The sequence below is a fragment of the Schlesneria paludicola DSM 18645 genome, assembly GCF_000255655.1.
Lineage (GTDB): Bacteria > Planctomycetota > Planctomycetia > Planctomycetales > Planctomycetaceae > Schlesneria > Schlesneria paludicola.
This window is the reverse complement of sequence record NZ_JH636434.1, coordinates 125,702-138,819: the sequence shown is the minus strand read 5'-3', so window position 1 is coordinate 138,819 and position 13,118 is coordinate 125,702. Positions and strand designations below refer to the sequence as shown.

Below are 13,118 nucleotides of genomic sequence, written 5' to 3'. Positions count from 1 at the left end.
CGGCGTGGGGCGGTCGGTGGTCCAGAATCATCCGTTGTCTCGTTTTTAGAACGAAATCGGCATTCGGCCCTTTACGGCATTGGCTCGCGCCTGATAGGTAATCTGGCCGGTCGCGTCTGCCGGCAGATGCACCTCCATGCGTGATTTGAGGCTCGCAAGCTGGTCTGGTGGCATCGCGGAAAGTTGTCGACCGACGCTTGGACCCAAGTGGATTGTCGACCAATAGTCGTCGAAATCGGCGAACGTCCGCTGAACGGTGATCGCGTGTGTTTCGACGGAATCGAGACCTTCACTGATCCACAAGTCTCGAAGGTTGTCGATCCGCGACGCATCCGTGCTGGGCGGTGCCGGAACGGCCACGCCCAGAGCACGCATTTCCGCATGCAGCGCGTCATAAGGAAAGCCGCCGCCCACCATGTCCCACGCATAGGCAGAGACGGTTCCGCCAGGGCTGACGACTCGAGCCATTTCCGCAACCCCCTTGGCCGGATCGGGAACGAAGAAGATCACGAGCGGCATAACCGCTGCGTCGAATGCGGCGTCGGGAAATGGCAGTTTCATCGCGTCGCCGATGCGAAACTGCGCTTGCTGCAACGCGGGACGTATCCGGGCGAACGCGAGTTGTTCCTCAGACGGATCAATCCCCTGGACAGAGCGGGGTGCACATTTCTCGACGAGCATTTCCGTAAAGGCGCCGTTCCCGCAGCCAACGTCCAGCCATCGTAAACCGGGTTTGGCAGCAAGCCAGTCGAGGAACGCAGCGCCGACAAGCTGACTCCATTTTCCCATGTATCGTTCATAGCCCGCTCCATCAGTGAAGCGGATCTCGGTGGTCGACATTCGTATGATTCCGGTCTTGAAGGATGGGTGGCGCGTACGGCCTGCCTGACGTCTTGACTCAAGCGACAACCGACGAGAGGCTCGGTGTCCTGAGCAGAGTAATGACCGAACCGAAAAGTATAAATACCACCGATGGCTTCAAGCGTGCGAAAGTACCTTCCGAGTCATTCGAGAGCGGATTGACACCGCGATGCGGGTTACCGTGTCGAGGTCGCTTCATTTGCTGCGACCAGTTCGGACGAGTCATGTGCCGAACTGGCGAGTTGAGCGTCAGCAATCGTACGACGTGCCGCGGGAGGTTTGGTTCGTCGTCGCCACATCATGAAACCTGTCACGTAGAGAGTCGCGGGGACCAGTCCGGCCAGGCAGAAGAGCCAGCGGCCCCCAATGCCGAACGCATCGCCTGAATGCAGTGCCAACTGGATTCGAAAGAACGTGTCGGACGCCGTGAATTTGTTCCAATCGCGCGTGGCCAGGCAGGTGCCCTGGTACTGGTCGACCCAGACCCGACCGACGCCGCGAAGTTGCCCCACTTCACCGACTTGCCGAACGGACACGCGATACGAGTCGTCGGACTTGAGGGGCAGATCGACGGACATCAGGCGACAGTCAGGCATCGTTTCTAGCGCCACTTGCGCGGCCGCGTCTGGGCCGATGGGTGGCGTGCGGGGATCGGGAACGGTTGATTTGACCTTCCCGGGCAACTTCGTGACGGGCGAAATCGCGGTCACCACCGGCTTGATCAAGTCGGGCAGAGTCAGATAGACGCCCGTTGTGACAATCAACAGGAGAATCGGAGAGAACGAAGCCCCAAGGGACTTGTGCGTGTCGAAGACCCTCATTCTCTTCCGGATGCCGAAGCCGGTCCATAGGCTCTTCCGAACCAAGGGCCACCACAGCAACAAACCACTGGTCAGTGAAACGAGCGCCAGCATTGCCAGTCCACCAAGTAGACCTTGCCCGGTCTCGCCAGCAAGCAGTTTTGAGTGAAGGCGATAGATGACGGCCACCAAGCCACTCTCTCGCGGTCGTTGACCGAGAATCTCGGCCGTGACGGGATCGACGAAGACTTCCGTCGTGTCGGCCTTTTTCGAATTGTCTGGCTCGCGAAAGTACAGCGTAAAAGTGCCGTTGGAGACGCGCGGATAGTAGATATTCACGGCGCGTCCCGGGGCAGCAGCCCCCTTTTCTGCGGCCGCGAGAATCTTTGACAGCGGTAATGGCGATCCTTGATTCCGCGTCAGCATGATGCCGGAATTGAGCCATTCGTCGATGGCATGATCAAATACGATCAGGCTGCCGGTCAGTCCGCTGAGCGCAAACAAGAGCCCCGCCGTCAGCCCCAGCCAACGATGCACGATCAACCAAACTTTGCGCAATTGCAGTCGCATGCGGGGCTTTCCATGATGATGCCAGCGATCGCATGGAGCGGTCCTGCAAGCGGGCGAGGATGGATGTCTAACGTTGCTCGTCTTTGCCGAAGCGTCTTAGCAGCCTGTTGAACGATCAGAATTCGCCGACGATCGCTCCGTCCTGACAGGTGGCGAGCCGGCACGCCGTTTGAAAATCGACACTCTCTGAGAGAAACCGTACAGAACCATCGCCCAGCGCAATTTGTGCTCCGCCCGTATGGAAGCTGAAGAGATTTGAGCCACCTGCACCGCCGAAACAATTCACGATGCAAGGATCGAGTGTCGTGTTGCTGGCCGTCCCGTCCTTTTTGTAGTCGCGAAACGAGATTCGATTCTGGCCCGCCCAATTATGAAAGCGAAGCTTTTGTGACGTGCCGTCCTTGGCTCTGTTCGGTGTATAGTTGTCGGCACCACCGCACACTTCCCCGAGCATCATCGTATTGGACAGACCGTCCGTCACGTCTTGAAATCGCTTCGAAACCTCGGCGGGATTGGCGGACGTGTTGTAGTTCATCATTCCAATCCCCGAGAGCGGTGGAGTCGCGGTGTCGGGTGTGATCTGCGAATTCGCGATGCACGAGTACTCGCAGATTCCCCCGGAGTACTTGCCCGCGACGTCCGACGTGAAGAGTTGAGGGTCAAGCGTTCCCCCGGCCGACGTCCAGAGGCCGATGATGGGCGCCGGTGACGACGGACACTTGTAAGCGGGAATCGGCGTTCGATTCAGAACCGCATTCTGGCCAATACTGAAATTCTGCAGGTCGTTCCAGTTGTTTGTGATCGTGGCCAGATCCAGTTGCGGGAAGATTGCCCGTGTCCAGCAGGTGAGTGTGAGGTAATCCCCGGCGGGCTGTGAGTCGTACTGCGTGATCGGCAGGCGGTTATAGATGTCGTGGTAATTGTGCAGTGCCAGGCCAATCTGCTTGAGATTGTTCTTACATTGGGTCCGTCGAGCCGCCTCGCGTGCTTGCTGGACTGCGGGGAGCAGTAGGGCAATCAGGACCGCGATGATCGCGATGACCACAAGAAGTTCGATCAGCGTGAAACCGTGGCGGGAACGAAGCATGCCATCACCATGTCAGGAGCAGAAAAGTCGCGTCAACAACCTGTCCGTCGAGCTTTGGCTGCGCCAAGAAGGCAATGGCTAATCGCAAGAGGAAGCAAAGTTGAGACCGAGTCTCAACTTCCTGCGGGAGACGATATCAGGGCGGACAACGAGAATCAAACGGTTCTTGACTGAATATACGCTTGAACGTGGTCGCCGAGGCGAAGTGAGCTGCAACACCTCGTTGTCAAAGGGCGATGCCAACTGACCGCGATTCATTGGGCGGTCGACGTCGTGTCACTGGGACGCTGTCGTCTCCGAACCCGGAAGATTACCATTGGCCGTCAGATTGGATTGTTGGTTTAGATCACTCGGAGCATTGCGGCATGTCGGATCGTGAGAAGTTGATTGCGTTGTTTCATGAGCGGGCCCTGAAGTTTGGTGACTTCACCCTGGCGTCCGGCAAAAAATCGACGTACTACCTGGATGGTAAGCAGATTACGCTGCATTCGATCGGGTTGCGGCTGGTGAGCTTGGGATTGCTGGATCTGCTGAAAGACGTGGACTACTCGGCGATCGGCGGGATGGTTATCGGCGCTGATCCGATTGTCGGTGGAGTCTTGGTTGCCGCCGCGGAACAGGGGCGATCACTCGATGGATTCCTCGTCAGGAAGGAACCCAAGGGGCACGGTACGCAGCGCTACGTCGAAGGTCCACTCAAGCCCGGTTCGAAGGTCGTCGTGATTGATGACGTGGTCACGACCGGCGGAAGTGCCTTACAGGCCGTCGATCGCATTCTCGAATTTGGATGCACCGTGGCCTGCGTGGTGGGAATCGTGGATCGAAAAGAAGGCGGAGCCGCCAATTTCGAGAAACGCGGTTTGCCGTTTCGATCGCTGCTCTCGATCGAAGATTTCGGGATTGCGGCGCCGGCAAATGGGTGAGAGACCGCGGATCGACTTGGCTTGATACGCGACATGGTCGCGCCGAATCGAAGGCGGGACCAGAGAACGCAATGAATTCACGCCCCGTGTTGGCTCGAACCGAGCGAACACGGGGCGTCTGTCTGTCTTGATTGGGATGACTCGGTCGTCATTGAGGCAACGGAGTGAAGTGGAGATGGTCTTGGATCGTGACAAGGCAATCGGTCTCTGCGGACCGACAGCCCAGCCTCTCCCAAAGCCCCGCTTGCTTAGTCCGCTGGACGTGATCGTTTTCCGGCGCGCGAGAACAGCTTTACCTTGGGGGAAAACTCAAGCTGAGGATCCAATGGAAAAACCGGTCGTCGGCAAATCTGGTGTCCCAGCGTCGGCAGGTTGGCACTCGTTGATCCCGCCGCGTCGACATGAATCAGCCGGGTGCACCATTCTGCGTACATGTGATGCTGGCAGTGCGGTGACTTGACGACAATCAGATCGAAGTCGCGCGGATTCTGTCCGTGAGCTAGAAACAAGGACCGATCAAACAGGTGCACCGGCCGGCTGGTCACCACAATCGTGAAACTTCCAGAACGCAGTACAGCCGTCGGGCCCGAGTACCATTGTTGGCGAAACGATTCGCTTCGGAATCGGCCGTCCGACAGCATCGTGATTTCGGCAGTCAGGGAAAGGGGTTGAAATCGCTTTGAATCGATGGAGCCTCCCAAAGTGAAGGTTGCGGTCTGCCCAACGCCGACCGCAAACGCCTTCTCGACTGCATGGGCGTCAACGATGGGAATGAGTGCCGGACGCGAATAGCCTGCCGCAATCAAGGCCCGCAAGATGACATTGCTGTCTCCGGACGCCCCGGAACTGGTGGCATCCGCCGCGTCGACCATGGCCACCGTTCCGGGCGTGTCGATCGCCAGTCGGACGCATTCGTCGACCGGTTGAAGTTGCGCCTGCATTTCATGGCGATGCGGCCAGAACGCGTTCGCCAGTTGCAATGCCGCCTTCTCGGCCAGATCCGGATCGTTGTCTGTCGCGACGATGCTGTAGGTTCGTAGTTCCGGAACGTCTGTAAACGGATTCCCGATGAAGTACCCAGCGGATAAGCCTTTGGGGCCTTGTTCGTATTGCTGCGCTTCACCGATGAGTTTGCCGAATCGCCCGGTGGCCGTGATCAATTCATCCCCGCGGACCAGTGCGGGAATCTCGACCTTGGCGGTGACGGGGGCGATTTCTCCGGCGAGACATCGAAGTAGGAGCCGTCCCGCTCGTTGGCCCGTCTGAAAGAAGTCGACGTGAGGATAGGTGTGGTAAGGAACAATCACATCCGCATGTTCCATCATCCGATCTGTCAGAATGCCGTGCAGATCGCAAGAAACGACGATTGGAATCTGTTCCCCGAGAATCTTTCGAGCCTCTTGAAGCAGATACCCTTCCGGATCCAATTCGTTTTCGGCTGCCATCGCGCCGTGCAGTGTGAAATAGGCGGCATCTACGGGTCCCGCTTGCCGCAGACTGCCCAGAAATTCGTCGGCCAGCCGGCGGAAATCCGCGGCGGGAATGACGCCACCCGAGGTGATTCCGCGTGCGCTGAACGTGGGTATCACTCGAAGATCTGCATGTTCGCGAAAGATCTGACATGCCCCCGCCACTTCGGTTCCGCCCCGCTGATGGTAGTCCAGCATCTGCTGACCGAAATTGACGAAGAAGTCCTCGTACCGAGTCGGCGCGGGATTAAATGAACAGACCTCGTGCAGACATTCCGCGACCAGGATCCGTTTCTCGTTGGGGTTGGCTGCAGCCAATTCAATCTCTTTCGCGAATAGGGGAATTCTGGCAAAGGTCGACATTCGAGAATTTCAATCAGAATCGGAGAACTCTGAGCAACGCCTTTGAGGCCGCTCACAGGAAGGGATCGTCCCGATCTGAACGGTTACCGAGGCCCGAAAATCATGGCACTCATCCGAGGGTATCGAAGGCAAAGTCCGCCCCAGACAATTGCGCCGATGATTGCAGGAAAGACGATCTCAAATGTGCTGTTTTGGACTCGCACATGCGTCGCCACCGCTCCGCCGAGGTAGCCGCACAACAGGACGGCCCCTAGGAGTGACGTGGCGGGAATCAGATAAAGTACTGTCGAAGTGATCAGTACGATTCCGAGCGGCATGATCAGGCTTTCGGGGTACCCGAGGTCGGTGGTCATCTTCACCACAATCTCTGGTTTGATGATTTTCATGCTGCCATCCATCAACAAGAACAAACCCGCGATTCCCGTCAAGATCCGGCCGGTCCACAGGCGGACGGATGAAATGCCCGGTCCATCAGATGCCGGTCGTTCAGAAGTTGCTACAGCAGTCATATCCGGGGCTTTCATGGAGTGGCGGTGGGGATCGAATCAAATAGGGTGATGGAGTCGAGCCATCGAAGGGGCATCAAACCGGAACGGAGACTTGCATCCGATTTTCGCGAGCGGCCAGCGTGGCCTGTTCGCGAACTCGTGACTGTCCCACCTACTTATTACTCATGAAGATAGACAGTTTCGCAGATTTTTCCCAAGTCATCTCCAAAGGTCTTTACCGTCACACCATGCCCAAGATGGGCGTAGTTGACGAACATCGCAAAGATCACCTGCCGTCCTTTGGCGGTCGTCATGTAACCGGCCAGCGCCTTGCTGGTCATGACCGACGAGCCGTTCATTGTATTGTCCCAGTAGAGCGAACCGGTTTTGGCGTGCACCTTGTCGCGGGCGGGGCTGTCATGAGCGATGTTCTTCGCGAGCGTTCCATCGACGCCAAGTCGAGGCAGTGCGCTGTGGAAGACCGGGAAGCTGGGCTGTGTTGTCATGTATCGCAGGAGTTGCACCGTCGCATGAGGTGTGATCAGATCGGCTCGAGACCCGCCCGCGCCTCCAGCAAGTGAGATTGTGTCCACGTCCACGTGCGCGTGTTTGAGGAACGCGTGCTGCTGCTTGAGTCCCGCGGTCAAAGTTCGTTCGCCATGCTTGCAGGCCACCAGCAAAGGCAATGTACTGGCCTGCAGGTTATGACTGACTTTCAGGATCAATTTGGCCGATTCAGACAACGGCAGCGAGCGATGGACGGCGACCTGCGGCAGCTGATGCACGTCGGCAACGCCAGGCAATTCGGACGTCGTCGCTTCACTCACCGTCGCGGCATCGACCGACACTCCGACGCGATGCAGAGCTTCAATAAACAGCGTCCTGGCAAACGCACGGGCATCATGGACTTCCTGCACCTTCAGAACCGGTTTATGTCCGTAGGGAATCTTTCCCGTGACCGAGATTCGTCCATGGCCCAGATCGCGAATCTTGATGTCCAGCGACTTGCCTGAATTCACGGTCGTCACTTTCGATTCAACCCGGACCCCTTCGGACTGTGGACGCCAGGTGCAGACGGCACGCTGGCCAACATCCGTGGGAGTAAAGAGGAGATCGATCAGATTGTCATTGACCATACAGGGAGTGACTTTGGTGGGACCGCTGCCTGAAGATTCCGCCTGTTCGAACAAGCGATCGTCGATCAGGATCTCGCCGTGAACATGTTTGATTCCTGCCGCGGCCACTTGCCGCGCCAGGTCGTTCAATCCTTCCAGCGGATCAGGGGCCGTCAGTTCCGCCTCCAGGTTCCCGTTGGCGTAGGTATGATCGACATTCGCAAAGGCCATTTTTCCATCGGGTGTGGTGCGGCCCCCGAAGCTCAAATCGCCCGAAGCGACAAGGATCAGGTCTCCTTTCAGTTCCCCGTGTTCATTGATCTCGCCCTTGCGAACGACGGGCGTCACGAACTGATAGTCCGGCCCGAGCGCCTCCAGTGCGCATGCCACCGTATAGAGTTTGGTCGTCGAAGCGGGAATAAACAGCTTTTCGTCATCATGTTTGTAGATGACGCGCCCCGACTGTTGATCGACAAACAAGGCGCCCCAATGCGCCTGTTTGAAATGCGCCTGGTGCGTGATGCGTTGAATGGCCCCTGGCAAACTGTCTTGAGCGCGAACAGGATGCCATGCACCGGAAGCCATCGCCACAATCAGGACGATGGGAATTCGTTTCCAAAGGCGTGTTGACCGTTTCAGGAAACACTCGAATGACACTTGACGGCAAGTGCTGGCCATGGAACTGCGGTCTCCGATACGGTTCATGCAAATCGACACTAACTTGAGGAAACGACGCGAGAAGATACCACCAATGTTCTATCGCGTCTCTCCCTTCTCGATAGACGTCGTCGCGTCGGGGTGGATCAGGTGAATTGACAGAATGCGAATTTGCAATGATCTCCTTTGCTTTTGACACAATGTCTTTGCGGCGTCAGAATGCGTCTTCGTTGCTGGCTTTGCATCACGTCTGACGGTTCGTGTCACGCAAGGGAGGAATTGGAATGTTCGTCGCATTTCCACTCGTGATTTCGCTTCTGGTCGGAATCGCAACATGGATCCTGGCTGTTCCCACGATCGGCCGTGAACTTGCACCCGGCTCGCCCCATGAAATCGGTTTCGCAATCGGTCTATTGACGTCCGTGTCCATTTTTTGCCTGTCGACATTGAGGACACCGCACAGCGTTGTTCCGACCACACGGTTGTTGACCTGTAGCACGATCTGCGTTGTTGCCTCATTGGCGTTACAGGCGTACGGGAACTCGCTGGCTTCTTCTCAGGCTGTACAAATCCTTGACGCGTTGCGTGATCGAGCAAACACCAATCGAGTCGCGGCGACGGCGGACGCGAATTTCAATGTGTCGGCAAGAATCCCTCAGTCGGTCGCTTCAGCAGCCTATCTGAGTGAGTTTTTTGGAATCTGGCTCGGTGCTGTTGGCGTCTGCGCAGCGATGACATCGTCAGCGTTCGCCCCGGTGCGTTTTTCGGCAAATCCCCCGCAAGGTGAAGTCCAGGCCGTCGGAGTCTGATGAAGGTGTGGCGATGGCGTACCGCGGATTCGATGCCCGCTTTCCGAGCGCCGTTCAATGTCTGCCGGGATGAATACGTTCCGTGCATTGGGATCTCTGTAGACTTTTCGAATCGGATCGATTCTCAGGAATCTGAATCATGCAGAAAAGACTCAGCTTGTTTGTGGTCATACTCTGGGTTTCTCAAGTGCTGGCTGCGCCACCCTTGCAAGAGTCTGTTGCCCCAGTGCTTGGCCCCAAGCTGTTCCGTGACGGAGATGTGATCGAAATTACGGACGTGATGTCGACGTCAACGAAACTGGAACAGGGCGATTCCATAACGGTCAAAGGGCGTGCCCGATTGCACGGTCAGGCAACGGCTCAACTGGCGCTGGAACTAACGCAAACTGTCGGTGATGGGTTGGACGAAGGAGATCGTTTCCAGCGGAAGGAAATCTCGAAAGAGATGACGGAGTTTGAGCTGAAGATCACAATCAAGCACCGTGGTGCCTTGCACATCACGTTTTACGATATGGTGCGCGGTAAACCCTTCGGTGGAGTTTACTTTGGAACCGCGAAGCAGATGAAAGAAATCGGTGATTGGAGTCTGGCGTATTATCTGGAAAAGTAGGGCTTCGATAGTGAATTCTCGGGGCTACGATCGCGTCGAGCGACTTTGTAGGTCTCGATCGCTGAATCATCTCCGGAAGAGGGCACCGCCTCTCCTTTGAAACAGATTTGGCGCTCATTCGGCGTGGTGCCAGCTTGATTTCGAAGGCCGGTTCTCGCAGAATTCAATGAACTCGGGTGCCATTGGAATGGGCCTGATACTGAATCCAACCGACTGCGGAGCGATATTCTTATGTCGATTGAACGCGCGGAGAAGCTGAAGGATCTGCTGACCGATAAGTTTGTCGTGGTGGATGTCGACGTTCCCGAGCTTCGTCGGTTCCAGAACTGGACCGGCAAGGTCAGGACCGTGAATATGAACTGCCGTGCCCTGGTCGAGTTCGATGGCCCTGTCGATATCGGCTGGTACGACATTGATCCAGACTATTTGAAAGTCGTGGACGCTCCGATCAAGCGTGCCCCAGCCCCGGCGGCCAAAGCCGCTCCCGCGGCGGCCAAACCGGCCGCGACCAAGCCCGCTGCCGCCCCCGCAGGGAAAAGCCCCCTGGATGCCATTCGCGCCCAACAGGCGGCCAAGTCTGGCGCGACTGCCGCACCGGCGCCAGCTCCCAGCGCGGCAAAGTTGTCGCCCCTGGATATGATTCGCAAGCAGCAGGCCGCCAAAGCCGCGGGGGCTCCTGCCGCTGCAGTGCCTGCCGCACCTGTCGTTGAAACAACACCTGTTGTTCCAACGGAAGAAGCGATCGCGGAAACACCTCCTGCGCCCGCGCCTGTCGCCGCTACTCCTCCAGCTCCTGTGGCGTTGCCGACAACGGGCCCCGATGGCAAACCGCTGTCGAAGCTCGATCTGATTCGCATGCAAGGGGCGAAAAAGAAGTAGAATCGGGACCAGGAACACGTCGCCGCAATTGCGACGACGTGTTCCGCTCGGATGCGACGTCAGCACCGAATTCAATCAGCCTGCCTCAGGCGTTTTAGCATTTCTTTGACTGCGACTTCATGGCCTTCACACAGCAAAAAAGCGAACTTCATTTTACCCGTGCACGAAAATCGATTCCGGGAGGGGTCAATAGTCCGGCGCGGGCCTTCGGGGCAGTTGGCGGAACACCGGTCGTCATGGATCGGGCAGAGGGGGCATACCTCCACGATATCGATGGCAATCGATACATCGACTACATCGGATCGTGGGGCCCTCAGATTCTGGGGCATCGCCACCCGGCCGTTATCGATGCGATCACACGGGAACTTGGAAAAGGAACCAGTTTCGGTGCCCCGTGCGAGCTCGAAACGGAGCTTGCAGAAATGGTGATTGAAGCCGTGCCGTCGATCGAGCGCGTTCGAATGGTCAGCTCGGGCACAGAAGCGACGATGAGTGCGATTCGCGTTGCGCGTGGATTCACCCGTCGCAATGTCGTCGTCAAATTTGCAGGTTGTTATCACGGACATGTCGACAGCCTGCTCGTGAAGGCGGGAAGCGGAGCACTCACGCTTGGAACACCTTCCAGTCCCGGTGTCCCGGCGGGATGCACGGCCGACACCTTGGCGTTGGAATTTAATGACGTACAACAACTCGAGGACGCATTCTCGAAACGCGGGGCTGAAATCGCGGCTGTGATTCTCGAGCCCGTCGTCGGGAACATGGGCGTTGTGGTTCCGTCAAAAGCGTTCCTGCAAGCGCTACAGACGGTCTGCAAGAAAAACGGTTCCGTGCTGATTTTCGATGAGGTCATGACCGGCTTCCGCGTTGCGTACGGCGGAGCTCAATCCTTATTCGGAGTTCGGCCGGATTTAACGACTTTGGGCAAGATCATCGGTGGAGGAATGCCGGTTGGGGCGTATGGCGGCCGAGCCGAAATTATGGACGTCGTGTCGCCCGTGGGACCGGTCTATCAAGCCGGCACCCTCTCTGGAAATCCGGTGGCGATGGCGAGCGGAATTGCTACGTTGTCGATCTTGAAGCAGTCGAATCCCTATCCGCGACTCGAGGCGATGACCAGAGCGCTGGTAGCGGGGCTGTCAGACCTGGCTCGCAAGGCGGGTATTGCTCACACGATTCCACAAGTGGGCAGCATGTTCACGTTGTTCTTCAATCCTGAGGTTGTCACGAATCTTGCCATCGCCACGAAGAGCGACACCAAAGCCTTCGCTCGCTATTTTCATGCGATGCTCGAACGAGGTGTCTATCTCGCCTGCAGCCAGTTTGAAGCGAATTTCGTTTCGGCCGCACATACAGACGACGATATTCGCGCGACGCTGGAAGCGGCTGAAGCGGCATTTCGCATTGTGACGAGCTGAATCCGTCGTGACTTCCGGCCCCCTGCAATCGATCACGGTGCTGATTCGCGAGCAGGGGGCTGGTCTGTTGTGTCGCGGCAATGCACTCACGTTTTCGCCGTCAGTTCTTTGTAGACGTGTTCAATATTTTCCGTCTGTTCCCGGACGCTCGCACCGGTCCATTCCTTGTACCACGGCAGATCGATCGTACGCTTGATTTCGTCGAGCGACTTTCCGGTGTTGATCCCTTCTTGAATCGCCTGACGCAGTTCGACGAAATAGCGCCGTTGCGTTCCCAGCAGTTTGGAATCGCTCATCTCTCCGTGACCGGGGCAAACGGTTTTGACGGGAAGTTTTGCCATTTCGGTCAGCACGGCAATCCAACTGGAGGTATTGCTTTCCCCGGTGTAGTTGAATGCGCCGTTCACGCAACTGTCGCCGGTAAACAAGAGTCCGTGTTGCGGCAGCCAGGCCACGGCGTCTCCTGCCGTGTGCCCGTGACCGAAGTGGATAAGCTCGACACGCTGACGGGAATCTTCGAGCACCATCTTCTTCGGAAAGTACACCGAAGGAATGCCATATTTCAGGGCGCCATATTCCTTGGGCTTTTCCTGCTTGAGCTTGTCAAAAGATTCAATTCCTTTTTTCAGGAACTGCTCACGACTCGATTCTGACGCGATCGCGCTGGCTCCCTCGGTTATGAAGATCGGATTGCCATCGGCGTGGTCACCATGCCAATGGGTGTCGAAGACATACTTGATCGGCTTGTCGGTGGTCTTTCGAATCTCTTTAATCAACTCTTCGGCCTGATTCGGAAAGCTGGCTTCGATCACCAGTACGAAATCATCGAAAATGATCCAGCCTTGATTGCAGCCGATGAATTCCGGCTTCCACTGTGCTTTTCGAAAGAAGACGCCTGGCGCCAGTTCCGTCACGGTCGTTTCGGTCGGTATCAGAAGTCCCAGGGCATAGCCAGTGACGCCGAACAAAACCGAGGCCGTTAGCAGGCCCACCATCAACGTACGGATTCGACGCAAGTTCATCTCGTTTCCTTCTGAAATGATCGGATCGAGTTCCATTGGCTGGAACGACC

The 13,118-nt window shown here is 57.0% G+C and carries 12 protein-coding genes; 5 read left to right on the top strand and 7 right to left on the bottom strand.

Features of this window, described 5'->3' with window-relative positions:
* Positions 1 to 45 precede the first annotated feature (45 nt).
* The 3 genes from OSO_RS0100845 to OSO_RS0100835 form a co-directional block, all read right to left on the bottom strand.
* Positions 46 to 840: a class I SAM-dependent methyltransferase gene (locus tag OSO_RS0100845; RefSeq protein ID WP_010581705.1), complete on the bottom strand. Its 795-nt coding sequence runs from the start codon at positions 838 to 840 to the stop codon at positions 46 to 48.
* A gap of 197 nt (positions 841 to 1,037) precedes the next feature.
* Positions 1,038 to 2,231, bottom strand: a complete 1,194-nt coding sequence (locus tag OSO_RS0100840; RefSeq protein ID WP_010581704.1) for a PepSY-associated TM helix domain-containing protein — start codon at positions 2,229 to 2,231, stop codon at positions 1,038 to 1,040.
* Positions 2,232 to 2,346: 115 nt separating this feature from the next.
* Positions 2,347 to 3,318 (bottom strand): DUF1559 domain-containing protein, encoded by a 972-nt coding sequence (locus OSO_RS0100835; RefSeq protein WP_010581703.1) that lies wholly within the window; start codon positions 3,316 to 3,318, stop codon positions 2,347 to 2,349.
* A 365-nt stretch (positions 3,319 to 3,683) separates the two neighbouring features.
* Here OSO_RS0100835 and pyrE point away from each other — a divergent pair, with 365 nt between their 5' ends.
* Complete coding sequence (pyrE, locus tag OSO_RS0100825; RefSeq protein ID WP_029246516.1) at positions 3,684 to 4,241, top strand: orotate phosphoribosyltransferase; 558 nt, start codon at positions 3,684 to 3,686, stop codon at positions 4,239 to 4,241.
* Between the two features lie 248 nt (positions 4,242 to 4,489).
* Here pyrE and OSO_RS41590 read toward each other — a convergent pair whose 3' ends face one another.
* From OSO_RS41590 to dacB, 3 genes are all read right to left on the bottom strand, one after another.
* Positions 4,490 to 6,073 carry a M81 family metallopeptidase gene (locus OSO_RS41590; protein ID WP_010581701.1) on the bottom strand — a complete coding sequence of 528 codons (1,584 nt, stop codon included), beginning with the start codon at positions 6,071 to 6,073 and terminating at the stop codon, positions 4,490 to 4,492.
* 83 nt (positions 6,074 to 6,156) lie between these two features.
* The gene (locus tag OSO_RS0100815; protein ID WP_010581700.1) at positions 6,157 to 6,582 is read right to left on the bottom strand and encodes a DoxX family protein; all 426 of its coding nucleotides are present in this window, start codon (positions 6,580 to 6,582) and stop codon (positions 6,157 to 6,159) included.
* Between the two features lie 158 nt (positions 6,583 to 6,740).
* The gene (gene dacB / locus OSO_RS41585) at positions 6,741 to 8,354 is read right to left on the bottom strand and encodes a D-alanyl-D-alanine carboxypeptidase/D-alanyl-D-alanine endopeptidase (protein WP_010581699.1); all 1,614 of its coding nucleotides are present in this window, start codon (positions 8,352 to 8,354) and stop codon (positions 6,741 to 6,743) included.
* A 263-nt stretch (positions 8,355 to 8,617) separates the two neighbouring features.
* Here dacB and OSO_RS0100805 point away from each other — a divergent pair, with 263 nt between their 5' ends.
* The 4 genes from OSO_RS0100805 (at position 8,618) to hemL (ending at position 12,046) form a co-directional block, all read left to right on the top strand.
* A complete protein-coding gene (locus OSO_RS0100805; RefSeq protein ID WP_010581698.1) occupies positions 8,618 to 9,142 on the top strand; it encodes a hypothetical protein in 525 nt (174 codons plus the stop codon).
* Between the two features lie 139 nt (positions 9,143 to 9,281).
* Positions 9,282 to 9,752, top strand: coding sequence for a hypothetical protein (locus tag OSO_RS0100800; protein ID WP_010581697.1), 471 nt, complete (start codon positions 9,282 to 9,284; stop codon positions 9,750 to 9,752).
* Positions 9,753 to 9,983: 231 nt separating this feature from the next.
* Positions 9,984 to 10,631 (top strand): hypothetical protein, encoded by a 648-nt coding sequence (locus tag OSO_RS47265; protein ID WP_010581696.1) that lies wholly within the window; start codon positions 9,984 to 9,986, stop codon positions 10,629 to 10,631.
* A 119-nt stretch (positions 10,632 to 10,750) separates the two neighbouring features.
* Complete coding sequence (gene hemL / locus OSO_RS0100790; RefSeq protein WP_010581695.1) at positions 10,751 to 12,046, top strand: glutamate-1-semialdehyde 2,1-aminomutase; 1,296 nt, start codon at positions 10,751 to 10,753, stop codon at positions 12,044 to 12,046.
* An 86-nt stretch (positions 12,047 to 12,132) separates the two neighbouring features.
* On the opposite strand, the gene OSO_RS0100785 is transcribed toward hemL, so the two are convergent.
* Complete coding sequence (locus OSO_RS0100785) at positions 12,133 to 13,068, bottom strand: MBL fold metallo-hydrolase (protein ID WP_157604922.1); 936 nt, start codon at positions 13,066 to 13,068, stop codon at positions 12,133 to 12,135.
* Positions 13,069 to 13,118: the final 50 nt, after the last annotated feature.